This window comes from Kribbella sp. NPDC054772 (assembly GCF_053611945.1).
The window spans coordinates 47,619-71,085 of the sequence record NZ_JBSHBJ010000037.1; the positions used below are offsets into that span (position 1 = coordinate 47,619).

Consider the following 23,467-nt stretch of genomic DNA (forward strand, 5'->3'; position numbering starts at 1 on the left):
AAAGCAGCGTAAAACACGTCGGGATTGTCTCCCGGACCCCCGCATCCGGCGCGGAAATCGCCACGCAACCTCGCCGCGTTGGAGAAACGGCCACGATGGAACCACATCGAGGCCTTCGCTCCAGCACGCCGATGCACCGCACCGAGCACCTGCTCGCGACGGCGCGGGACCGGGAGACACGCCCAGTTGTCCACAGGCGGACGGCAGTGCGGCAGCGCACTGTCGTCGCGCCGGACTAGCATTCCCGGGTGACATCGGACTCGCCGGAGCAGCTGACGCTGTTGCGGGACACCGTGCGCAAATCGCGTACGAAGGAGCCCGCACCGATCACCGACTCGCAGCCGGTGGCGCGGATCGCGGTGGATGTCTCGCTCCCGCATCTGGACCGGCCGTTCGACTATCTCGTGCCGGAGGACATGGCCGCGGCCGCGCAGCCCGGTGCTCGGGTGAAGGTGCGCTTCGCCGGCAAGGACCTCGACGGCTTCGTGCTGGAGCGGCTCGACGAGTCCGACCACTACGGCAAACTGGTCCGGATCCGCAAGGTCGTCTCCCCGGAGCGAGTGCTGACACCGGAGGTCGCCGACCTCTGCCGCGCGGTCGCCGATCGGTACGCCGGTGTGCTCGCGGACGTCACCCGGTTGGCGGTGCCGCCGCGCCACGCGAAGGTGGAGGGCGAGCCGCTGCGCTGCGATCAGCCGCCGCGCCCGCCGGTGTCCACCTCGCGGTCCGAGTGGTCGTCGTACCCTCCGGGTTTTCTCGACGCGATCAGTCGGGCCGAGTCGCCGCGGGCGGTGTGGACCGCCGTACCCGGGGCTGATTGGGCGCTGGCCTTCGCGCAGGCGGCCGCGGTGTGCGCGGCGTCGGGTCGTGGGGCGTTGCTGCTGGCGCCGGACGCGCGCGATCTGGAGCGGTTGGCCGCGGCGTGTACGGCGGTGCTCGGGGAGTCCGGTTTCGTCACGCTCTCGGCGGACCTCGGACCGACGGCGCGGTACCGGTCGTTCCTCGCCGCGCTGCGGGGGTGCGCGCGGGTGGTGATCGGGACTCGGGCGGCGGCCTTCGCGCCGGTCGCCGATCTCGGGCTGGTCGCGCTCTGGGACGACGGCGACGAGTCGTACGCCGAGCCGCGCGCGCCGTACCCGCATGCTCGGGAAGTCCTGCTGCTGCGGGCGTTCCGGCAGAAGTGTGCGGCGTTGCTCGGCGGGTTCGCGCGGTCGGCGGAGGCGGCGGCGCTGATCGAGTCCGGGTTCGCGCACGAGCTGATCGCGGACCGGTCGGTGATCCGCGCGGCGGCGCCGGCGGTGCACATCGCGGGGGAGTCGGACATCGACTTGGCGCGCGATCCGAGTGCGCGGGCGGCACGGTTGCCGCACCGAGCCTTCGAGATCGCCCGGGACGGGCTGCGGTCGGGGCCGGTGCTGGTCCAGGTGCCGCGGGCCGGGTATCTGCCGAGTCTGGTGTGCCAGACCTGCCGGGCGCCATCGCGCTGCGACACATGCGGCGGGACCTTGCGCCGGACCGGGGGATCGGGGCCGCCGAGCTGCAGCGTGTGCGGGCGACCGGCGGCGGATCACCGCTGCCCCGAGTGTGGTGACACCCGGATGCGCGCCGCGGTCATCGGCGCACGGCGTACGGCGGAAGAGCTGGGGCGGGCGTTCCCGGGCGTCGTTGTGCGGACATCGGGCGGCGACAGCATGCTCGACGCCGTGTCGGACGCGCCCGCGCTGATCGTCAGCACACCCGGCGCGGAGCCCGTCGCCGAGGGCGGTTACAGCGCCGCGATGCTCCTCGACACGTGGCTGATGCTTGCACGCCCCGACCTCCGCGCCCCCGAGGAAGCGGTACGCCGATGGTTCAACGCGGCCGCATTGGTCCGGCCGGCCCGCGAAGGCGGCACCGTGATCCTCGTCGGCGACCCGTCCGCGCTTCCGCTCCAGGCGATCGTCAGGTGGAGCCCCGAGGGCTATGCGATGCGTGAGATCGAGGAACGCCGTACCGCTCGGCTGGCGCCCGCCGCGAAGCTCGCTGAGCTGACCGGGCCTGGCGAGTCGGTGGCGGACCTCATCGCTCGCCTTCGCGATCTCGTCCCGCCATCCGCCGGGCTCGAAGTGCTGGGTCCGGTGGACGTCGACGACGAGACCGTCCGCGCGGTCGTCCGTACTCCGCGCGCGCACGGCGCGACCCTCGTCCGCTCGCTCAAAGAAGCCCAGTCCGCACGGGCCACGAAGAAGAACCCCGGCTCCGTCCGAACCCAGGTAGACCCACCCAGCTTCGGCTAACCGGCGAGGAGTTGGTGGCCGAGCGAAGTCCGGTAGTACAGGACGGCACGGCCGTCGCGGCGGGAGTCGACGACGCCGGCGTTGCGGAGGATGCTCAGGTGGACGCTGAGCGTGGGCGCGGACACACCCAGCTGGTTCGCGAGATGGGTCGTGGACATCGGCAGGTCGAGATGACTGACGATGGCGGCTCGGGTCCGGCCGACGAGGTCTGCGAGCGGCGAGTCCGTGGTGTCCTGGCGGTCTTCCCACAACCGGCCGAGACCGCGTGGTGGGTAAGTGATCGTAGGTACGTGCGGCGCAGCCGTCACCGCGAGACCGGCCGGCCACGTGAAGACGCACGGCACCAGCAGCACGCCCTGCCCGGCCATCGGCTCGCCGTCGCAGCAGAACGGACGGTCGATCTCGATCCGGTCGCTGCTGTAGCGGATCGACGGGTGGAGGTTGCGGAACAGCCGCTCGATCCCACCGCTGGCGAGCTCGTCCATCCGGAACGCGAGATCCTCCTGCAGCAAGGACCGCATCCGCCGCCAGTCGGGTTCGATCGCGCGCCGCCAGTACGACTCGAGCGCCGACGTGATCCGCTCCAGGGCCTTGGCCGGGTGCGCGATCAGCTCGGGCAGCATCGGGTTGGGGGTGTCGGTGTGCAGCTTCCCGATCTCGTCGACCACCAGCTCGTGGGGTGTGGCGGCGATCGCGGCGAGGCCCGCTTCCAGGCTCGTCGACCGCCGCGGGGGCGCCGGGGTCAGGAAGTCGGGGATGTACCCGTACGACGGAATGAGCGCCCTGAGCAACGTCAGGTCGTCGCCCTCGATGGTCGGCCGGACCTTCTGCAGCCACGGCCCGTGGACGCTGCGCGCGGTGTTGTTGCTCAACGCCCGCACGCTGGTCACCGCCTCCCAGACCGGTGACAGCGCGAACCGGATCCGCCCGACGTCGCCGGCGCTCAGCCTGATCGTGATCACCGGACCAGATTAGTCCTGACCCTAATCGTCGACAACCTCCGGGCGACCCCGCAGAGTTGCTTCCATGAGCGCAGTCACCACCGTCACCAGCCCCAGACCGACCGCACTGCCGCGGGCCTTCTGGGCGCTGTGGGTGTGCCAGCTGGTCAACCGGCTCGGCAGTTTCGTGCAACCGTTCCTCGTCCTCTACCTGACCCACGACCGCCACCTCTCCGCCGGTACGGCGGGCGCGGTGGCGGCCGCCGTCGGCGCCGGGTCTGTCGCGGCGCAGCTCGTCGGCGGGTTCCTCACCGACCGCGTCGGTCGCCGCCTCACGATGCTGATCTGCTTCTTCGGTACCGGCGCCGCCCTGGTCCTGCTCGGTTCCGCGCGCGGCATGGCGATGATCTGGGCGGCCGCGTTCCTCGTCGGCCTGCTCGGTGACCTGTTCCGTCCCGCCGTACAGGCGACCGTGGCCGACCTGCTGCAGCCGACCGAGCGGGTCCGCGCGTACGGCCTGCTGTTCTGGGCGATCAACCTCGGCTTCTCGGTCTCGACCGTGAGCGCGGGCGTCCTCGCCTCGGTCGGCTACGGCCTGCTGTTCTGGCTGAACGCCGGTACGTCGGTGATCGCCGGCGTGGTGATCTGGGCGATGGTCCCGGAGAGCCGGCCGGTGCTCGACGACAGTACGCCGCGCCGCCCGCTGCTCGGGGTCGCGCTGCGGGACACGGTGTTCCTGCTGATGATCCTGCTCCAGATCGGCTACGCGACCGTCTACATGCAGGGGTACTCGACGCTCCCGCTCGCGATGTCGGACGACGGCCTGAGCTCGAAGACGTACGGTCTGGTGATCGCGCTCAACGGTGTCGTGATCGTGCTGCTGCAGCCGTTCCTCGGGCGCTGGATGGTGAAGCTCGACCGGCCGAAATTGCTCGCGACCTCGATGCTGGTGGTCGGACTCGGTTTCGGGCTCGGCGCGGTCGTGCACAGCTGGTGGGGATACGGGCTGTCGGTCGTGGTGTGGACGATCGGCGAGATCGGGTTCGCGGCGGTGATCGGTGCGGTGTTCGCCGATCTCGCGCCGGTCGACCTGCGCGGGCGCTACATGGGGCTGTCCGGAATGGCGTTCGGCGTCGGCACGGTGATCGGCCCGCTCGCGGGGACGAACGCACTCGAGCACTTCGGCCCGACGGTCACCTGGATCGGCTGCGCGGTCCTCGGCGTGGCGATCTTCATCGGCCAGTACTCGCTGGCTCCCGCCCTGCACGCCCGCGCCGCCGCGAACGTGGGGTGAGAGGCCGCAACGTTCTCGCCGGGTCTCGTAGGGTTGCGGTCATGACTGACGCAGTGGTGTTCGACATCGGTGGGGTGCTGCTGGACTGGAGCCCGACCTACCTGTACGCCGACCTGATTCCCGACGAGGAGCAGCGGACGCACTTCCTCACCAACGTGGCGACGCCGGCCTGGAACCACCGCCAGGACGAGGGCCGTCCGTGGGCCGAGGCGGTCGCGGAGCTCAGCGGTCTGCACCCGGAGCACGCGGAGTGGATCGAGGCGTACGACACCGGGTGGCTGAAGATGGTCGGCGGTGTCTTCGAGGAGACCGCCGCGGTGCTCACCGAGCTCCAGGCGCTCGGGCTGCCGACGTACGCGTTGACGAACTTCTCCGGCGAGAAGTGGGAGGTGGCCAAGGACGCGTTCCCGATCCTCACGCACTTCGACGGCGAGGTGGTGTCCGGGGTCGAGCAGACGACGAAGCCGGACGAGAAGATCTACCGCATCCTGATCGACCGCTTCGGCCTGGACCCGGCGCAGACCTTCTACACCGACGACATGGCGTACAACGTCGACGCTGCCCGGGCGGTCGGCCTCGACGCCGAGGTCTTCACCGGTGGAAGGAATCTCCGCGCCCAGCTCCGTGACCGTGGTCTCGCACTACAGTGAGCCTGTGACATCGGTGCCGGAGGATCGCTCACCCGCGATCGGGGATGTGGACCGCAACGCGGCGGTCGAGCGCGTGCAGACCGCCTACACCGGCGGGTACCTGACGCACGAGGAGATGGACGAGCGTCTCCACCAGGTGCTGTCCGCGAAGACCGGGCAGGAGCTCGAGCTGGCGGTCGCGTCGCTGCCCGCTCCGGACCCGGGCCGCTCGGCCACCATCACGGCGGCGACCGGCCGGATCAAACGCGTCGGCGCCTGGCGGGTGCCGCGGAAGCTCCGGGTCGACTCCGCGTTCGGGCGGGTGAAGCTCGACCTGTCCCGGGCGGTCTTCGAGCAGCCGGAGCTCGACCTCGAGCTGAACCTCGGCACCGGCAGCGCGAAGATCCGGGTACCGCGCGACGCGGTCGTCGACCTCGACGGCCTGACGACCGCCATGAAGGACTCGCGCTACCAGCCACCGGCCGCGTCCACCGGCACCGGCCCACGGATCCGGATCACCGGAACGGTCGGCTTCGGCAAGGTCCGCATCCGCCACGCGCGCCGCTAGAGCGCTGCGGAGATGGTCTCGGTGTACGTCGGCGTGCTCGCGAGGTACGCCGCCTCGACGTACACCGTGTTGGCCTGACAGGTCATCGGGGTCAGGGCCACGCCGGACTTGGCGGCGTACATCCGTTGTGGAGCGGCGAGGCCGTGGCGCCAGCGATTGATCTGGTAGGTCTCGTCGCCGGCGGCGCTGACGGTACGGGTCTCCCAGAGGATCCAGTTGCCGCAGGCAATAATCGTGTCGGTGACGACGGTGCCAAGTGAGCGGGCGGGGGAGTCGCCGGAGTCCCGCAGGTACGCCTTGCTCTGGTACTGGTCCGGGTCCGCGGCACCGACCTCTGACCACACGGTCGCACCGGCGAGCGTTGCGCCGCTCCACTGGTTGCAGGCGGTTGCTGCCGGCACCGGACGGGGCGCGCCGCCGGCCAGCGGAGCGGTGAGGACCCGCTTGCAGCGGCGGGCGGTCTCCGGTGCGGTGATCTCGCTGAAGGTGATCGCATCGGCCGACACCACCGGATCGGCGACGTACCCGGGCGCGGCGACGCAGGTCACCGGGCGCGCCTTGAGCGTCGCGAGGTCGGAGACGATCAGGCAGGAACGGTTCTTCGCGTCGGTGGAGCTGTACGCGAAGGTTCCGTCGTACGCGCCGATCTCGGGTTCGGAGACCGGCGGGAGTCCTGCCGGGGTGGTCGCCTTGCCGGTGGTCAGGTCGTAGCGGACGATCTTGATCTGCGGGTCCGGGCCGTCGGAGCGGATGTCCTGGATCAGGGCCCAGTGGTCGTCGATGACGACGGGGGACTGGGCCACGAAACCCGCTGCGGGGACGTGCCGGACCACGACCTTCTTGCCGGTGCGGGCGGTGATCGTCGTCGTCCCCGCCTCGTCGCTGCCGCGCGTCACGACGTACCGGCTCTGCTGGGTGACGAGGTGCTGGCCGTCGACGGGCTGCTTGAGGACGGCGGACCAGGTAGGCAACGCCGTACCGGTGTCACTCGGCCGCGTCGGTGTCGCCGACACCGACGGGGTCGGTGTCGGCGTCTTGGCCGGGCCAGCCTCCTTCGAGGACGAGCAACCGGCCACGGCCAGGACGAGAAGAGTGCCTACAGCAACGGTACGACGACGCATCACAGGCCGATGTTCTGGAACGAGTTGGCCAGCGTGGCGTTGAACAGGGCGCTCGCCGGGATGTTCTTCGGACCGTCCGTGACGTTGCCGCGGCTGTTGAAGCGGCGCTCGTTGAAGACCTCGAAGATCGCGATCGTGCCGTTCGCCTTGTTGTAGCCGCGGCCGACCTGGTAGTGGCCGCTGTGGTTGAAGGCGAGGTACGGGAAGTACCGCTTGAGCAGCTGGACGTGCTCGATCACCGGGGCCTTGTAGACGCCGAGGTGCTTCTGGTGCACCTGGAAGAAGGTCTGCGAGTTCCAGCCCTTGACGTTCTGCACGACGTACGGGCCGGCGGCCTTCGGCCAGGCGGTCTTCGCGTTCGTCTGCTTCACCATCGCCGAGATCGCGGTCCCGCCGGTGGTCGAGCCGAGGTCCTTCGCCCAGGACGCCTGGGTGTCCTTCTGCTTGTCGTCGGCCCAGTCGATCGACTGGAACGTCGCCGGACCACACCAGTACCCCTTCTCCTGCGAGGTCTGGTAGCCCTTCATGATGTACGCCGACGCCGGCGCGACCACCGGCGCCGCGGGAGTCTGTGGCGCCGAGGGGACCGGAGTCGAGGGACCCACGGTCGGCGCGGTGCGCGTAGGAACCGGCGTCGTGCTCGGGGCCGGCGTCGCCTCCGGGTTCGGCGGCGGTGTGTTCGCCTGCGCGATCTCGCGGAATTCGCGGGCCTTCTCGCGGCCGCTCCAGGCGGCCTGCATCTCGTCCAGCTCGGCCGTGACGCGCTGGCTCTTCGGCAGCGCCGCGCGCTGCTCGACGAACGTTGCCGGCGTCAGATCACCCGTCGAGATGTCCTGCTCGGTCCCGACCTCGTCCGACGCACGCAGGCTCGGCTCGGTCGTCGGCTCACTCATCAGGGCGTGCCGCTGGGCGCCGGTCGGTACCTGCTCGACGAACCCGAGCCCCAGGCAGTAGTTCTCGGTGTCCAGCTTGAAGCACCGCAGCATCGACGCGGCCTGCGCCGACTGGTCCGCGGACCGCAGCTGGACATCACCCGGCGACGTCTCCGTGACCTGTTTCACGACCTCACTCCACGACCGCGCCACCGGTTCCTCCGACGCGCTGGTCGTCGCAGTGGGCGTAGGTGTCGGAGTGACCAGACTCGGCAGCACGGTGGGCGACGACGTGGGGGTGGGCGTCGTGGACGGTTCCGTGACTGGTTCCGTGGCCGTTTCCGTGGGGGTAGCCCGCGTCGGGTTCGCGCGGAACTCCGGCTGGCGCGGTTGGTAGGCCTGGGCGGTGAGGGGCGCCTGCGCAAGCAGTGCGCCCAGGAGGATCAGAGTTGCCCCCCGTGCTGCAGTGAGCATTGGGTCTCCCGTGCGGCGTGTGACGGCAGTGACTGAGGGTACGCCTGGGACCACAGTACGTGCTTGAGGCAACGATGGGGAGGGGGCCTGGGGCCTGAATCCCTCGACGCCGCGCACTAGACTTGCTCGGTCCCGGTCCGTGGAACGTGTGGAGAGTCTGTGTCGGTCCAACCCATCCGCCTGTTCGGCGACCCCGTGCTGATCACCAAGGCAGAGCCGGTCGTCGACTTCGACGCCGAGCTGCGCCGCCTGGTCGCGGATCTCACCGACACCATGCAGGACGCACCCGGTTCCGGTCTGGCCGCGCCGCAGATCGGGGTCGGCCTGCGGGTGTTCACGTACCACGTCGAGGGCGAGCTCGGGCACCTGATCAACCCGGAGTTGACACTGTCCACGGAGGACCAGTTCGGCCCCGAGGGCTGCCTGTCGATCCCCGGTCTGACCTTCGACTGCCGCCGCGCCCTGTCGGTGATCGCCAAGGGCTTCAACATGTACGGCGACCCGGTGGTGATCGAGGGCTCGGACCTGCTCGCCCGCTGTATCCAGCACGAGACCGACCACCTGGACGGCGTCCTGTTCGTCGACCGGCTCGATCGCGACACCCGCAAGCAGGCGATGAAGGCGATCCGGGAGGCCGAGTGGTCCGGCCTGGCGGGGCTGTCCGGTCCGCCGCAGGTCAAGGTCTCGCCCCACCCCATGAACGGATTCGGTCTGTGAGAGTCGTCTTCGCCGGTACGCCGGAACCTGCCCTCACCGCGCTCCAGGCGATCGTTGCCAGCCGCCACGAACTGGTCGGAGTGGTGACCCGTCCGGACGCGCCCGCGGGCCGCGGCCGCAAGCTCGTCGCTTCGCCGGTGGCGCAGTACGCCGAGGAGCTCGGCGGGATCGAGATCCTGAAGCCGGTCAAGCCGAGCGATCCCGAGTTCCTGGCCCGGATGCGGGAGATCGCGCCGGACTGCTGCCCGGTCGTCGCGTACGGCGGTCTGCTCCCGCAGGCGGCGCTCGACATCCCGCGGCACGGGTGGGTCAACCTGCACTTCTCGGTGCTGCCCGCGTGGCGTGGGGCCGCGCCGGTGCAGCACTCGATCATCGCGGGTGACGACGTGACCGGCGCGAGCACGTTCCGGATCGTGAAGGCGCTCGACGCCGGCCCGGTGTTCGGCGTACTGACTGAGCCGATCGGACCCGAGGACACCTCGGGTGACCTGCTGCACCGGTTGGCGGTATCGGGTGCGAAGCTCCTGGTCGACACGCTCGATGGGATCGAGGCCGGCATCCTGGAAGCGCGGGAGCAGCCGGGTGACGGGGTGTCACTGGCCCCGAAGATCACGGTCGAGGACGCGGAGCTGGATCTGAGCGCGCCGGCGCAGCGAGTGGACCGGCTGGTGCGTGGGTGCAACCCGGCGCCGGGCGCGTGGACGACGTTCCGTGGCGAGCGGTTGAAGGTGCTCGCGGTCCGGTTGACGGACGAGGAGTTGAAGCCCGGCGAGCTGCGGGCGACGAAGTCGAGCGTGACGGCCGGCACCGGCAGCAAGGCGGTCGAACTCGTCACGGTCCAGCCGCAGGGCAAGAAGCCGATGGCCGCCGCCGACTGGGCCCGCGGTATCCGCCTGACTGACGAGGACCGGTTGGGGTGAGCGACCGATCGCCTCGTAACCGGGGTCCGCAGCGTCGTCCGGATCGGGTGCGCGGGGTCGCGTACCGCGTCATCCGGCAGGTGACGTCCGCGGGCGCCTACGCGAACCTCGAGCTGAACAAGGCGCTCCGCGAAGCGCGGCTTTCGGGCCGCGACGCCGCGTTCTGCACCGAGTTAGTGCACGGCACGCTCCGCTGGCAGGGCACGTACGACGCGTTCCTCGCACGCAGCGTGTCGCGTGCATTGGAGGATCTCGACCCCGAGCTGCTCGACCTACTGCGGCTCGGATCCCACCAGCTGCTGAACATGCGCGTCGACTCGTACGCCGCGGTGGACGAGATGGTCACGCTCACCCGCTCCGAGCTCGGCCAGAAGCGCACCGGCCTGGTGAACGCGGTCCTGCGGAAGATCAGCCAACGCTCGCTCGACCAGTGGATCGCTACCGTGGCCCCGACCATGGCCGAGGATCGCCTCGGTCATCTCGCGATCGCCGACGCCCACCCTCGTTGGGTGATCGAAGCGTTCGACCGGGTGCTCGACGACGGCCTGGAGGATCTGCTCGCGGCCGACAACGAGCCGCCGCGAGTGACGCTGGTGGCGAGGCCCGGTCTGGCCGAGGTGGACGAGTTGGTGGCCGCCGGCGCGACGCCGGCGCGATGGTCGCCGTACGGCGCGGTTCTCGACGGTGGCGGTGATCCGGGCCGGATCGAAGCGGTCGCGACCGGGCGGGCCGGCGTACAGGACGAAGGTTCGCAGCTCGTCGCGCTGGCCCTGGCAGCGGCCAAGGTCGACGGGGACGACGCCAACTGGCTCGACCTCTGTGCGGGGCCGGGTGGGAAGTCGGCGTTGCTTGCTGGGTTGGTGGAGCAACGCGACGGTCGGCTGACCGCGGTCGAGCCGCTGAAGCACCGCGCGGACCTCGTCCGGCAGAACCTGCGAGCGATCCCGGGCGAGCACAAGGTCCTGGTCGGCGACGGCACGAAGCCGACGTGGCCGGCCGGTTCGTTCGATCGCGTGCTGGCCGACGTACCGTGCAGCGGTCTCGGTGCGCTGCGTCGACGCCCGGAGGCCCGGTGGCGCCGTACGCCGGCCGATGTCGAAGAGCTCCGCCCGCTTCAGGAGTCGCTGCTCGACTCGGCGATCGAGTCGGTTCGCCCAGGCGGGGTCGCCGCGTACGTGACCTGTTCGCCGCACCCCGACGAGACGCGCGCCGTCGTCGACGCGGTGCTGCGTCGCCGGACGGACGCTGCTCTCGAGGATGCGCGGCCGCTGTTCCCCGGCGTACCGGATCTGGGGGAGGGGCCGGACGTGCAGCTGTGGCCGCATCTGCACGGGACCGACGCGATGTACCTAGCGCTGATCCGGCGGTCATAATCCGGACCTGCTGACAGGCGCTACTGCCGGAACGGTCATGATTGTGACGTGACAACAACCGCCACGCGTCCCGCACCGTCCACCCGGAACCATCAGGTCGTGGGCCTGGCGGCAGCCTTCGGGATCGGCATGCTCGTCGCGATCCAGTCCCGCCTCAATGGCGAACTCGGCGGTCTGCTCGGCGACGGGATCCCGGCGGCACTGATCTCGTTCGGCTCCGGCCTGCTGATCCTGCTGATCGCGACCGCGGTGGTACCGCCGGTCCGGCGCGGGCTCGGCCGGGTCTGGCAGACCATCCGGACGCCGATGCGTGGGTACGGCGGTCTGCGCTGGTGGCAGTGTCTCGGGGGAGTCGCGGGCGCGTTCCTCGTCGCGACGCAGTCGATCACCGTGTCCGTGATCGGCGTCGCGGTGTTCCTGGTGGCGGGTGTGGCCGGGCAGGCGATCAGCAGCCTGGTCGTGGATCGTCTCGGGTTCGGTCCGGCCGGTCCGCAGCCGCTCACCGCGGTGCGGATCGTCGGTGCGTTGATCGCGCTCCTCGCGGTCGGCCTCGCGGTCTCGGAGCAGTTGAGCCACCCCGACGGTCTGTTGCTGGCGGTCCTGCCCGCGCTCGCCGGCGTCGGCACCGCCGTACAGCAGGCCATCAACGGGCGGGTCGCGCGGACCGCGTCGACCGATGCGTACGGCGCGGTCGCGGCCGGCGTGGTGAACTTCCTGGTGGGCTTCGCCGCGCTGCTGATCGTCTTCCTCGTCGACCTGGCGCTCCGCGGTGCGCCGCGGCACCTGCCGAACGAGCCGTGGCTCTACCTCGGTGGCGCCTGCGGTGTGATCTTCATCAGCGCCGCGGCCGCCGTCGTCCGCGTGGTCGGCGTCTTCGTCCTCGGCCTCGGCACGATCGCGGGCCAACTGATCGCCAGCCTCGTGATCGACATCTTCCTGCCGGTCGCCGACAAGCCGATCACCACCACAGTCGTCGCCGGCACGCTCCTCGCCCTGGTCGCCGTGATCGTTGCCGCGATTCCCAACCTGCGCCGCCGCTGAGGCGGATCTCCACCACTCACCAACCGCGCCGCACGCGGGCAGCTCAGGCTCAGCCTGCGCCGTCGGTCCGAGTTGGTGAGTGGTGCAGGTCCGGGTTCAGGTGGTGGCCGGCGCCTCGGCCGCGACGACCGGCTTGCGGCGGCGCGACTTCAGGACGCCTTGGGAGACGGCGACGCCCATCAGGACCACCAGGCCGCCGACCGGCTGGTACCAGGCGATGTGCTCGTGCAGGACGATCACGCCGACCAGGATCGAGAAGATCGGCATCAGGTAGGTGACCATCGACGAGCGGCTGGCGCCGATCAGGCGGATGTTCCGCATGCTCAGGACGAAGGCGAGGCCGCTCCCGAGCGCACCGAGGGCGACGACGCTCAGCACCACCTCGGGCGACAGGGACCACGGCGCGGGCGGAGCCTGTCCGGTGACGAGCGGCGCGACGATCGCGAGCTGCACAGTTGCGCACAGCAACAAACTCGCCGACAGTGCCGTGCCCGACAACGTCGTACCGGCCAGGAATCGTTTCTGGTAAGGGATTGCCAGTCCGTAGAACCCGGCGGCCAGCATGCACAGTCCCTGCCCGACCAGGTCCGCGCCGCCGTCCACCCGCCAGGCGCCGAGGACGACGAGCATCCCGGCGAAGCCGATCAGCAGACCGAGCCCGCGCTGCAGCGAGAACGTCTCCGTCCGGAAGATCAGCACCGCGATCGGCAACACGATCAGCGGGGTGATGCCGTTCCAGATGCCGGCCAGTAGCGAGGGGATCCGCTGCTCGCCGTACCCGAAGAGCGTCCACGGGATCGCGGAGCCGATCGCGCCGACGACGAACGAATGCGCCCACAGCCGCGGATCCCGGGGCAGCGGCTCGCGCTTCACCGCCAGGATCGTGAGGAGGACGACGGATCCCGCGATCACCCGGCCGAGCGCCAGGTAGAGCGGCGGCAGTTCGCGGACGCCGACCGAGATGAACAGGAAGCTGCAGCCCCAGATCGCGGCCAGCGCCAGCATGATCGGAAGCCAGGCCCGCACCGGGGCCTTGTCAGGAGTCGTCACCGTGCTCACTCCTGACATCCTGCACTACAGTTCGGACAGTTCGCGCATTTTTATCCGCAATCGGGCAGATCCCGGGCGGAGGGAAAGGATGACGTTCATGGGTGCCTTCGACGTGGTGGCGGTCCGCAAGCAGTTCCCGGCGCTCGAGGAGGGCGCGGCGCACTTCGACGGTCCGGGCGGCTCGCAGACCCCGCAGGCCGTCGCCGATGCGGTCGCGCGCACCATGACCTCCGCGCTCGCCAACCGCGGTCAGCTGACCCCCGCCGAGCGACGCGCCGACGAGATCGTGCTGAACGCCCGCGAGGCGATGGCTGACCTGCTCGGCACCACCGCACAGGGCATCGTGTTCGGCCGCAGCATGACGCAACTCACCTACGACTTCTCCCGCACCCTCGCCAAGACCTGGTCCCCGGGCGACGAGGTGATCGTCACCCGCCTCGATCACGACGCGAATGTCCGTCCCTGGGTGCAGGCCGCCGAGGCTGTCGGGGCCACCCTCAAGTGGCTCGGATTCGACCCGGAGACCTCCGAGCTCGACGACATCGCCCCGCTGCTGTCCGACCGCACCCGGCTGGTCGCGGTCACCGCCGCCTCGAACCTCCTCGGCACCCGTCCCGACACCGAGCGGATCGCCGCGCAGGTCCACGAGGTCGGCGCCCTGATCTACGTCGACGGTGTGCACCTGACCGCTCACGCCCCGATCGACGCGCGGTACGCCGACTTCTACGCGTGCTCGCCGTACAAGTTCTTCGGCCCGCATCTCGGGGCCCTGACCGCTGCGCCCGAGTTGCTCGAGACGCTGAAGCCCGACAAGCTGCTCCCGTCGACGGACGCCGTACCGGAGCGCTTCGAGCTCGGCACGCTGCCGTACGAGCTCCTCGCGGGCACCACCGCCGCGGTCGACTTCATCGCCGGCCTGGCGGGTACCGGCAGCACCCGCCGCGAGCGTCTCGTCAGCTCGCTGCGTGCCGTCGAACAGCACGAGGACGCCCTCCGCGACGACCTGGAGGCCCGCCTCCGGGCGATCCCAGGCATCACCCTCTACGGGCACGCAGCGCACCGCACGCCGACCCTGCTCTTCACGCTGGAGGGCCACGCTCCGGCCGAGGTTGCCGAGCGGCTGGCGGCGGCCGGTGTGAACGCCCCGGCCGGATCGTTCTACGCCTACGAGCCGGCCCTGCGCCTCGGGCTCGGCGCGGCCGGAGCGGTCCGCGCCGGTCTCGCGCCGTACACGGACCAGTCGGACGTCGACCGTCTCGTGGCCGCGGTCTCCACCTTGACCGTCCGATCAAGCACTAATTAAAGTCCCTGGGGAAATTAACCCGAGGGAGTCAGGTGAGAGAACCAAGCGCTGTTTTCGTCCAGGCCGAGACCTCGGACGGGTTGACCACAGCGACACGCTCCGGCACGACCTGGTCCGCGGCCGGCGTCGAGGTTGGCTGGAACGACGGCACCATCGACGTGACCGCGACGAGGATCTCCCGGGTCGCCCTCCGCTGGGCGGACCGGCTACCGTCCCGTGCCCTGATCCTCGGCGACGCGTGGGAGCGCTCGTACGGCGATCTGCAGTGGCGGCACCAGCAGCCCGAGCGGTTCCTCCCGTGGTACTTCCTCGCGCACGACCCCGAGACCGGCGCCACCACCGGCGCCGGGGTGGACGTGCAGCCGAACGCGTTCTGCTCCTGGACGGTCGACGGCGACGGCTTCACCCTGTGGCTCGACCTGCGCAACGGCGGCGGTCCGGCACACTTGGAGGGGCGAACCGTTTCCGCCGCGACCGTGCGACGATTCGAGGACGCGGGGACACCGTGGCAGACGCTGCACGCAGCGGTCGCCACCATGAGCACCCGGCTACCGGCGCGACCTGAGCCCGCGCCGGTGGCCGGGCCTTTCGTAGGCGCAAACAACTGGTACTACGCCTACGGGGCCAACTTCGACGAGAAGGCGGTCCTGCAGGACGCGTCCACGATCGTCGAGCTCGCCGACGGTCACCCGGTGAAGCCGTTCAGCGTCGTCGACGACGGCTGGTACCCGGGCGGCATCTGCTCCGGTGGCCCCTGGGACCGCGGCATCCCCGGCGTGTTCGACGACATGGCCGGTACGGCGGCCGCGATCAAGGCGATCGGTGCGCGCCCGGGCCTCTGGTTCCGCCCGCTGCTGGTTCGCGAGCCCAGTCCGCTGACGTCGACGGCCCCGCACGACAAGCCCGGGCGCGCGCTCGACCCGACGTACCCCGAGGTGCTGGACGGGATCCGGGCGGATCTGCGGCGGTTCAAGGACTGGGGTTTCGAGCTGGTCAAGCACGACTTCAGCACGTACGACGTGTTCGGTGGCTTCGGCCCCGCGATGGGGTCCCGGCTGACCCGCGACGGCTGGCAGTTCCACGACCGGTCGCGGACCACGGCCGAGATCGTCGTCGAGTTCTACCGCGAGATCCGGGCCGCCGCGGAAGGCGTCGTACTGATCGGGTGCAACACCGTCGGTCATCTCGCGGCCGGCCTGGTCGACATCCAGCGGACCGGCGACGACACGTCCGGCCGGGACTGGGAGCGGACCCGGAAGATGGGCGTGAACACGCTCGCGTTCCGGCTCCCGCAGCACAACCGGTTCTTCGCCGTCGACGCGGACTGTGTCCCGTGCACGCCGCAGACGCCGTGGGAGCTCAACGAGCGCTTCCTGGACCTGGTGGCGCGGTCGGGTACGGCGCTGTTCCTGTCGATCGACCCGGCGGCCCGGACCGAGCGCACGGACCGGGCGTTGCGGGCCGGTATCCGGCTGGCGCTCGATGGTGGCGCCAACGATGGGCTCGAACCGACCGACTGGCTGGTGAACACCACGCCGACCGAGTGGCGGTCGGGTGCCGAGACGCTTCACTACGACTGGTCCGAGCCGTGGGGCGCCGACCCGAATGGTTAGACGGGGTACGAACTTCGATCGCGTCGGCGGCTTCAACGATGCCGTCGTCCTCGACGCGATCCGCCGCAGCGAGCAGCTCAGCCGCGTCGAGCTCGCCGAAGCGACCGGTCTGTCCGGTCAGGCGATCTCGAACATCGCGCGCCGGCTGCTCGACGCCGGCCTGGTCCGCGAGGCCGGCCGGCTGCGCGGTGCGGGCCTCGGCAAACCGCGGACGCTGCTCGAGCTCGAACCGACCGGCCAATACGCCGCCGGCGTCCACCTCGACCCCTCGGTCGTCACCGTCGTCCTGCTGGATCTCACCGGCGGGGTCGTCGCGCGACGGCCCGTCGACCAGGACGCCGACGACCCCGGCGTGCTGATCGACGGCATCGCGAAGACGATCGAGGACGTGATCGCGGAGTCCGGCGCACCCCGCGACCGCGTGACCGGAGTCGGGATCGCCGCGCCCGGTCCGATCGACGTCGAACGCGGCGTGGTCGTCGACCCGCCGAACCTGTCGACCTGGCATCTCGTTCCACTCCGGGACGAGCTGCGGGAGCGCACCGGGCTCCCGGTCGTCCTGGACAAGGACGTAACCGCCGCCGCGTCCGCCGAGCGCTGGGCCGGGCAGGGCGGCAGCTTCCTGTTCTTCTACCTCGGCACCGGCGTCGGCGCCGGCCTGGTGATCGAGGACGAGCTGATCCGCGGATCGTCGAGCAACGTCGGCGAGATCGGTCACGTGATCGTCGATCCCGACGGGCCGCTCTGCTACTGCGGGCGTCGCGGTTGTGTCGGTGAGTCCAGCCAGCCGCGGTACCTGGTGCAGCAGGCGGTCGATGCCGGCGTACTTGCCTCCGGCATCGACCTCGACGACCGGCTGGCGGTGGACGCGGCGTTCGCGCGACTCTGCGAGCTGGCCGTGGACGGACCCGCTGCCGTGATCGTCGCCGGGCTCGCGACCCGGATCGCCAAGGTCGTCGAGGACATCGCGAACCTGCTCGACCTCGAGCGCGTGGTCTTCGGCGGTCCGCACTGGGAGCAGCTCGCACCGGTCTTCGGCGACGCGGTCCGGGACGCGCTGACGGACCGGTTCCTGGTCCGCGCGGTGCACCCGTTCGAGGTCGCCGGTACGGTACTCGGCGCCGAGGTCGGCGCGATCGGCGCCGCCAGTCTGGTCCTGGACCAGACCTTCTCGCCCAACCCCTCACTTGTCGGTGAAAGGTAGATGTGTTGATGATCGACCCCGAGGTCCTGACCCGCGCCACGGCGGCTGTTCAGCAGGCCACCGGCGACGCCGCGATCGCGGAGATGTTCCGGCGCTCGATGGCCGAGAACCTGCCCGCGGTCGCCGAGCGGCTGCCGGACGGGACGACGTTCGTGCTCACCGGCGACATCCCGGCGATGTGGCTGCGCGACTCGGCCGCGCAACTGCGCCCGTACCTGCTGTTGTGCAAGGACGATCCGGGACTGCAGGAGGTCCTGATCGGGGTCCTGCACCGCCAGCTCGAGTACGTCGTCCTGGACCCGTACGCGAACGCCTTCAACCAGGAGGCGAACGGCGCCGGTCACGTCACCGACGAGACCGAGATGTCGCCGTGGGTATGGGAACGCAAGTACGAGATCGACTCGCTGTGCTTCCCGCTGGAGCTGGCGTACCGGCTGTGGCGGATCACCGGCCGCGCCGACGTGATCGACGACCGGTACCGCGCCGCCGCCGAGGCGATCGTCGAACTGTGGACCGTGGAGCAGGATCACGAGGCGAACTCGCCGTACCGCTTCCAGCGGCTCGACGATCGGCCGTCGGACACGCTGGTCCGCGAAGGCCGTGGCCGGTTGACGAAGCCGACCGGGATGTCGTGGAGCGCGTTCCGGCCGAGTGACGACGCGACCGAGCTGGGCTTCAACGTGCCGGGCAACATGTTCGCGTCGGTCGTGCTCGGCTACCTGCAGGAGATCGCGACCGAGGTACTGCGGGACGCGCCGCTGGCCGATCGCGCGAAGACGCTGAAGGCCGAGATCGACGAAGGCATCGCGCAGCACGGGACGATCGACCACCCGACCCACGGCCACGTCTACGCGTACGAGGTCGACGGTCTGGGCGGGTCCCTGGTGATGGACGACGCGAACATGCCGAGCCTGCTCGGGATCCCGCTGACCGGGTACGCCGCCCCGGACGACCCGACGTACCTCGCGACGCGTCAGCTGCTGCTGAGCCCGGACAACCCGTACTACTACAGCGGCACGGCGGCCGCCGGAATCGGCAGCCCGCACACGCCGCCGCGGTACATCTGGCACATCGCCCTCGCCGTACAGGGGATCTCGAGCACATCGGCGCAGGAGCGCCAGCAACTGCTGGAACTCCTCCGCGACACCACCGGCGGCACCGGCCAGATGCACGAGGGCTTCGACGTCGACGACCCCACGCAGTACACCCGCGAATGGTTCTCCTGGGCCAACGCCATGTTCTGCGAACTAGCCCTGGTCCACGCCGGGATCAAGTGACGTCTCGGCGGCGCATTGTCCAGGTGGCGAGGATGCCAAACACCAGGCAGTAGCCGACTAGCGTCAGCAGGGCGCGGCCGCCGCTGACCGCGTCTCGTACGCCGGGTGGTGCGTCGGCGGCTGCCATGCCTGTCACGCTGAAGACGAGTGAGCCGGCGTTGGTTCCGGGGAGCACGTTGGCGAGCCATTTCAGGCTTGGCAGCAGGCTGCTCACGACGCCGGCCAGCAGGGTTTCGATGCCGAGGATCCATACGACGCCGAGACCGATCGGCAGCGCGACGTTGCGGAAGGCAACGGCCAGGACGGCTCCGGCCAGGCACCACGTCAGCAGGACCAGCCAGCCGCCGCCGAGGCCTTGCAGGAGGTCGGCGATGCTCGGCCAGTTCGTCGAGCCGTTCTCCGCGGCGGCGATGCCGACACTGCAGAGCGCACAGGCGGCGAAGATCCCCAGGACCCAGAGGGCGATCATCGTGCCGAGCGCGAGGAACTGTGCCCCGAGGATCGTGCCGCGCCGCGGGCGCTGGGTGAGGACCGTCTTCAGCGTTCCCCACGAGTACTCGCCGCCGAGCACAATCGCGCCCAGCACCAGCGCGAGCGCACCGGCGAAGATCGGGTAGCCGCCGATCGTGTTGTCGATGACGCGCTCCGGCAGCATGCCGCGCAGGACCTCGGCGCGCGGTACGCCGGTCGTGCTCGGGGTGTCGTCGCCGGTCGCGTAGGCCACGTACGGCAGCAGGTAGCCGAAGATCAGGCTCAGCACCAGCCCGGCGGCGAACAGCACCCAGACCGCGGCGCGCTTGCGGAGCTTGAGGATCTCCGCGCGGTAGCTACCCAACATCGGCCTTCTCCTCCGTCGTCGTGAGCTCGAAGAAGATGTCCTCAAGAGATCGTTCGGTGCTGTGCAGCTCGGACACGGCGATCCCGGCCTCGACCAGGACCCGGTTGACCTCGGCGGCCCGGTCCGGTGCGACCTTCACCCGCAGCGTGTCGTCGTACCGGTGCACCGTGCCGAACCCGGCGAGCAGCTTCTGAGCCTTGTCCTTGGGCGTGGCCTGGATGACCAGCTCCTGCTCGCCGCGCAGTTCGTTGACGTTGCGCTCGGCAACCATGCGGCCGGCGTTGATGATGCCGACCCGGTCGCAGATCTGCTGGACCTCGCCGAGCAGGTGACTGGACAGCAGGACCGTCCGGCCGTCGGTCCCGAGTTCGCGGATCAGCCGGCGCATGTCGCGCATCCCGGCCGGGTCCAGTCCGTTGGTCGGTTCGTCGAGGATCACCAGCTCCGGATCCTTCAGCAACGCGGCCGCGACCCCGAGGCGCTGCTTCATCCCCAGGGAGTACGTCGAGAACCGGTCCCGCGCGCGATCGGTGAGATCGACGAGCTCCAGTACCTCGTCGATCCGTTGCCGCGACACCCCGGCGTACTCGGCGAGCAGTCGGAGATTGTCCAGCCCGGACAGGTACGGGTAGAACGCCGGCGACTCGATCATCGACCCGGTCCGCCCCAGTACGCCGGCCTCGCCCGGGCGACCGCCGAGCACGCGCACGTTCCCACTCGTCGACGCGATCAGACCGGTGAGGATCCGGAGCGTGGTCGTCTTGCCCGCTCCGTTGGGTCCGAGAAACCCGTACACCTCACCCGGCAGCACCGTCAGATCGACACCATCGACCGCGAGGGTGTCGCCGTATTTCTTCGTCAGCCCACTGACCTCGACTAGCGCATCCATACCCCAGAGCGTGCCGTCGGCGACCCGTTCGCCGCGTCGGCTCCGGGGAGTGACCGCAGCTACCCCCACCGGAGTACTCAGGTGCTGGGGCTGGTCTCCAGACGGTGCACGCTTCCCGCCGCGAGCGCGTCCGCGACATGCTGTACGCCGCCGCGGATCAGGTCACCGTAAGCACCTTCGGGAAGCTGCGGGAGCCGCGCGCGGGCCAGCCGCAGATGCTCTTCGGCCCGCACGCGGTCGGCGAGCCTGCGGTAATCGTCAGCGAGGTTGAGATGCAGGGACGGCAACCAGCCGTCGTCCTCGACGACCTCCAGCGCACGCAGGTCCCAGGCGAGCTCGTCCTCGGTCTCGTCCTGTACGTCGGCCAGGTAGTGCGCGATCGCACAACGGGTCTGACGGTCGTCGACCGCGTCCCACAACGCGGTCAGTCGGGAACCGGCGGCGGCGCGATCGCCGGAGCGGCCGAGCTCGACGGCGGCCATGATTTCTTCGAGGTGCGTCATACGAGCACCCTCGGGCTTCGAGTGGGTGGAAGGTCAACCCAGCCAGCCGGGGCGGACCAGCCCGGTCTGGTAGGCGACGACGACGAGCTGGGCGCGGTCGCGGACGCCGAGTTTGATCATCGCCCGGCTGACATGCGTCTTCGCCGTGGCCGGGCTGAGCACGAGTCGCTCGGCGATCTCGTCGTTCGACAGCCCTTCGCCGACGAGCGCGACGATCTCCTTCTCGCGATCGGTGAGTACGTCGAGCTCCGTGCTCGCGTGCGGCTGCCGGCTGCGCGACGCGAACTCCGCGACCAGCCGCCGCGTGACGCCGGGGGAGAGCAGCGCATCGCCGCGCGCTACGACACGTACCGCCTGCAGCAGCTCGACCGGCTCGGTGTCCTTCACCAGGAACCCGCTCGCCCCGACCCGGAGCGCCTCGAACACGTACTCGTCCAGGTCGAACGTCGTCAGGATCACCACGTGTACGTCGGCCAGCTCGGGATCCGCGCCGATCTGCCGGGTGGCCTCCAGCCCGTCCGTGCCGGGCATCCGGATGTCCATCAGCACCACGTCGGGCTTCTCGGCCCGCGCGACCGTGACCGCCTCGGCGCCGTCCGGGACCTCGCCGATCACCGTGATGTCGTCCTCGGCGTTCAGCAACGACCGGAACCCGGCCCGCACCAACGCCTGATCATCCGCCAGCAGCACCCTGATCATGCGCTGGAGCTTATGCGAGCCCGGCGTCGTGGGCGAGGAGGGCGATCTGGGTCCGGTTCCCGAGCTCGAGTTTGGTGAGGATGTGCGAGATGTGCGCCTTCACCGTCGCGAGGCTCATGAACAACTCGGCCGCGATCTGCGCGTTCGCCTGACCCTGCGCGACGGCGAGCATCACGTCGTACTCGCGGGGCGACAGCCGCTGGAGCTTCTGCTGCGCGATGGTGTGCGCGTCGGCCTGGGTGGCGGCGCGGTCCATCAGGCGGCGGGTGATCGCGGGGGAGAGGATCGGGTCACCGGCCGCGACCCGGCGTACGGCGTCGACGATCTGCGCCGGCGGGGTGTCCTTGAGCAGGAACCCGCTGGCCCCGGCGCGCAGCGCGTGCAGGACGTTCTCGTCGGTGTCGAACGTGGTGAGTACGACGACCTCGGGCGGGTTCGTCCGGGCGCGTAGCCGGCGGGTCGCGACGATGCCGTCGACGCGCGGCATCCGCAGGTCCATCAGCACGATGTCGGGGAAGTGCGCGTCGACCGCTGCGGGGACCTCGTCGCCGTCGGCGGCCTGAGCGACGACCGAGATCCCGTTGGCGCCGTCCAGCATCATTTCGAGGCTGGCTCGGACCAACGCGTCGTCATCCACCACCAGGACCCGGATGTTCATGAGGGCCACGGTAGCGAGGCCTCGAGCCGGAACCCGCCACCGGGGACCTGTCCGTGGTCCAGCGTGCCGCCGGCCAGCTGCACCCGCTCGGTCAGCCCGACCAGGCCGGTCCCGCTGCCGGGCGCGAGCGACGTACCGTTGGAGGCCGCGTTCGTCAGCTCGATCCGCAACCCGTCACCCGGGCCGCCGTCGACCGTCAGGTTCACGGGGTGCCCGGCGGCATGTTTGCGCGCGTTCGTCAGCCCCTCCTGCACGACCCGGTACGCCGTCCTCCCGGTTGCCGGCGGCAACGAGGTCGCGTCCGCCACCTGGTCGTCGTACGCGATCGTCGCCCCGGCCTCGCGGGACTCGTCGACGAGCGCCCGCAGATCGTCGAACGTCGGCTGCGGGCGGCCCTCGTAGACGTCCTCGTCGCGCAGGACGTTGATCACCGCACGCAGCTCGTCGAGCGCCTGGTGTACGCCGGTACGGATCACGCCGGCGGCCTTCGCGAGCTTCTCGGGTGAGGAATCGGGGCGGTACTCGAGCGCACCGGCGTACGTCGCCAGCAGGGACAAGCGGTGCGCGAGTACGTCGTGCATCTCGCGCGCCATCTTCGTACGTTCCAGCGTGCGCGCTTCGGCGACCCGGCGGCCCTGCTCGGACTCGGCGCGGCGGGCCCGTTCGCGCAGCGACATGAGGAGCTGCTGGCGGGCCTGGGTGCCTTGCCCCCACCCGAGAAGCGCGGCGTGGACGACGACGTCGAGCACCGCGAACCAGAGGAACGGCAGGCCGTGGATCGGTTGCCACGCGCCCTGGATCAGGTGCGCGACCGTGCCGATCACGGCGACCAGGAGCGCGGTCCGGAACGGGCGGCGGAGGGCGACCGTGAGCGTGCCGACGGTGGACGGCGGTGTGGCGGCAGGGGAGAACATCGCGAGGACGGCGACCGCGATCGCCCCGTGCACCGGCCGCCGGAACACAAGCGGAAGCAGCGCGACCGACGCGACACCGACCACGATGTCGAGCCACAGGAACTTGCGGTGCTCGGGATCCGGCAACCGCCCGATGATCGTCCCGGCCACCATCGCTGCGATGGCTGCGATCGCGACGGCGTCGACCCAGCGAGGTGCCTTCTGCGGCACACACGTCTCCTCCATGCCGCCGAGACTAAGCCGCCGCACCCGTCCCCACCACCGACCAAAGTCGAAGCCGCACCGACTTCGGA

General features: G+C 70.4%; 22 protein-coding genes. 12 read left to right on the top strand and 10 right to left on the bottom strand.

All coding sequences use genetic code 11. From position 1 onward, the window contains the following. Window positions 1-248: 248 nt before the first annotated feature. Window positions 249-2,276, top strand: a complete 2,028-nt coding sequence (locus tag ACWGID_RS35815; protein ID WP_452203783.1) for a primosomal protein N' — start codon at window positions 249-251, stop codon at window positions 2,274-2,276. Here the strand turns inward: ACWGID_RS35815 and ACWGID_RS35820 are convergent. Next, window positions 2,273-3,238, bottom strand: coding sequence for an ArsR/SmtB family transcription factor (locus tag ACWGID_RS35820; protein WP_452203784.1), 966 nt, complete (start codon window positions 3,236-3,238; stop codon window positions 2,273-2,275). The genes ACWGID_RS35815 and ACWGID_RS35820 overlap by 4 nt on opposite strands. 64 nt (window positions 3,239-3,302) lie before the next feature. Here ACWGID_RS35820 and ACWGID_RS35825 point away from each other — a divergent pair, with 64 nt between their 5' ends. The 3 genes from ACWGID_RS35825 to ACWGID_RS35835 are packed head-to-tail and all read left to right on the top strand — an operon-like array spanning window position 3,303 to window position 5,708. Then, entirely contained in the window at window positions 3,303-4,511 is a 1,209-nt protein-coding gene (locus ACWGID_RS35825; RefSeq protein ID WP_452203785.1) for an MDR family MFS transporter, read from the top strand. Window positions 4,512-4,552: 41 nt separating this feature from the next. Further along, complete coding sequence (locus tag ACWGID_RS35830) at window positions 4,553-5,161, top strand: HAD family hydrolase (protein ID WP_452203786.1); 609 nt, start codon at window positions 4,553-4,555, stop codon at window positions 5,159-5,161. Between the two features lie 4 nt (window positions 5,162-5,165). After that, a complete protein-coding gene (locus tag ACWGID_RS35835; RefSeq protein ID WP_452203787.1) occupies window positions 5,166-5,708 on the top strand; it encodes a DUF1707 SHOCT-like domain-containing protein in 543 nt (180 codons plus the stop codon). Here the strand turns inward: ACWGID_RS35835 and ACWGID_RS35840 are convergent. Continuing rightward, window positions 5,705-6,829 carry a hypothetical protein gene (locus ACWGID_RS35840; protein WP_452203814.1) on the bottom strand — a complete coding sequence of 375 codons (1,125 nt, stop codon included), beginning with the start codon at window positions 6,827-6,829 and terminating at the stop codon, window positions 5,705-5,707. The genes ACWGID_RS35835 and ACWGID_RS35840 overlap by 4 nt on opposite strands. After that, window positions 6,829-7,890 carry a C39 family peptidase gene (locus ACWGID_RS35845; protein WP_452203788.1) on the bottom strand — a complete coding sequence of 354 codons (1,062 nt, stop codon included), beginning with the start codon at window positions 7,888-7,890 and terminating at the stop codon, window positions 6,829-6,831. The genes ACWGID_RS35840 and ACWGID_RS35845 overlap by 1 nt, the downstream gene beginning before the upstream one ends. Before the next feature lie 444 nt (window positions 7,891-8,334). On the opposite strand from ACWGID_RS35845, the gene def reads away from it, so the two are divergent. The 4 genes from def to ACWGID_RS35865 are packed head-to-tail and all read left to right on the top strand — an operon-like array spanning window position 8,335 to window position 12,226. Next, window positions 8,335-8,892: a peptide deformylase gene (gene def / locus ACWGID_RS35850; RefSeq protein ID WP_452203789.1), complete on the top strand. Its 558-nt coding sequence runs from the start codon at window positions 8,335-8,337 to the stop codon at window positions 8,890-8,892. Beyond that, the gene (gene fmt, locus ACWGID_RS35855) at window positions 8,889-9,812 is read left to right on the top strand and encodes a methionyl-tRNA formyltransferase (RefSeq protein WP_452203790.1); all 924 of its coding nucleotides are present in this window, start codon (window positions 8,889-8,891) and stop codon (window positions 9,810-9,812) included. Before def ends, fmt begins: the two co-directional genes overlap by 4 nt. Continuing rightward, window positions 9,809-11,185: an RsmB/NOP family class I SAM-dependent RNA methyltransferase gene (locus tag ACWGID_RS35860; protein WP_452203791.1), complete on the top strand. Its 1,377-nt coding sequence runs from the start codon at window positions 9,809-9,811 to the stop codon at window positions 11,183-11,185. Before fmt ends, ACWGID_RS35860 begins: the two co-directional genes overlap by 4 nt. A 48-nt stretch (window positions 11,186-11,233) precedes the next feature. Then, window positions 11,234-12,226: a DMT family transporter gene (locus ACWGID_RS35865; RefSeq protein WP_452203792.1), complete on the top strand. Its 993-nt coding sequence runs from the start codon at window positions 11,234-11,236 to the stop codon at window positions 12,224-12,226. A gap of 96 nt (window positions 12,227-12,322) precedes the next feature. Here ACWGID_RS35865 and ACWGID_RS35870 read toward each other — a convergent pair whose 3' ends face one another. Next, complete coding sequence (locus ACWGID_RS35870) at window positions 12,323-13,276, bottom strand: DMT family transporter (protein WP_452203793.1); 954 nt, start codon at window positions 13,274-13,276, stop codon at window positions 12,323-12,325. Between the two features lie 97 nt (window positions 13,277-13,373). On the opposite strand from ACWGID_RS35870, the gene ACWGID_RS35875 reads away from it, so the two are divergent. From ACWGID_RS35875 to ACWGID_RS35890, 4 genes are read left to right on the top strand one after another with little or no spacing between them, the layout of a single operon-like run. Next, window positions 13,374-14,579, top strand: coding sequence for a cysteine desulfurase-like protein (locus ACWGID_RS35875; protein WP_452203794.1), 1,206 nt, complete (start codon window positions 13,374-13,376; stop codon window positions 14,577-14,579). A gap of 32 nt (window positions 14,580-14,611) precedes the next feature. Beyond that, window positions 14,612-16,192 carry a hypothetical protein gene (locus ACWGID_RS35880; protein ID WP_452203796.1) on the top strand — a complete coding sequence of 527 codons (1,581 nt, stop codon included), beginning with the start codon at window positions 14,612-14,614 and terminating at the stop codon, window positions 16,190-16,192. Continuing rightward, the gene (locus tag ACWGID_RS35885; RefSeq protein ID WP_452203797.1) at window positions 16,185-17,396 is read left to right on the top strand and encodes an ROK family transcriptional regulator; all 1,212 of its coding nucleotides are present in this window, start codon (window positions 16,185-16,187) and stop codon (window positions 17,394-17,396) included. The genes ACWGID_RS35880 and ACWGID_RS35885 overlap by 8 nt, the downstream gene beginning before the upstream one ends. Window positions 17,397-17,404: 8 nt before the next feature. Then, window positions 17,405-18,673: a glycoside hydrolase family 125 protein gene (locus ACWGID_RS35890; RefSeq protein WP_452203798.1), complete on the top strand. Its 1,269-nt coding sequence runs from the start codon at window positions 17,405-17,407 to the stop codon at window positions 18,671-18,673. Here ACWGID_RS35890 and ACWGID_RS35895 read toward each other — a convergent pair. The 6 genes from ACWGID_RS35895 to ACWGID_RS35920 all read right to left on the bottom strand — a co-directional run bounded on the left by ACWGID_RS35895 (window position 18,666) and on the right by ACWGID_RS35920 (window position 23,399). Further along, window positions 18,666-19,511 (bottom strand): ABC transporter permease subunit, encoded by an 846-nt coding sequence (locus ACWGID_RS35895; protein WP_452203799.1) that lies wholly within the window; start codon window positions 19,509-19,511, stop codon window positions 18,666-18,668. The genes ACWGID_RS35890 and ACWGID_RS35895 overlap by 8 nt on opposite strands. Continuing rightward, window positions 19,501-20,400 carry an ATP-binding cassette domain-containing protein gene (locus ACWGID_RS35900; protein WP_452203800.1) on the bottom strand — a complete coding sequence of 300 codons (900 nt, stop codon included), beginning with the start codon at window positions 20,398-20,400 and terminating at the stop codon, window positions 19,501-19,503. Before ACWGID_RS35900 ends, ACWGID_RS35895 begins: the two co-directional genes overlap by 11 nt. A gap of 77 nt (window positions 20,401-20,477) precedes the next feature. After that, window positions 20,478-20,903: a hypothetical protein gene (locus tag ACWGID_RS35905; protein WP_452203801.1), complete on the bottom strand. Its 426-nt coding sequence runs from the start codon at window positions 20,901-20,903 to the stop codon at window positions 20,478-20,480. A 33-nt stretch (window positions 20,904-20,936) separates the two neighbouring features. After that, complete coding sequence (locus tag ACWGID_RS35910; protein ID WP_452203802.1) at window positions 20,937-21,602, bottom strand: response regulator; 666 nt, start codon at window positions 21,600-21,602, stop codon at window positions 20,937-20,939. 10 nt (window positions 21,603-21,612) lie between these two features. Further along, on the bottom strand, window positions 21,613-22,260 hold the full coding sequence (locus ACWGID_RS35915; protein WP_452203803.1) for a response regulator: 648 nt from the start codon (window positions 22,258-22,260) through the stop codon (window positions 21,613-21,615). Beyond that, window positions 22,257-23,399, bottom strand: a complete 1,143-nt coding sequence (locus ACWGID_RS35920) for a sensor histidine kinase (RefSeq protein WP_452203804.1) — start codon at window positions 23,397-23,399, stop codon at window positions 22,257-22,259. Before ACWGID_RS35920 ends, ACWGID_RS35915 begins: the two co-directional genes overlap by 4 nt. Window positions 23,400-23,467: the final 68 nt, after the last annotated feature.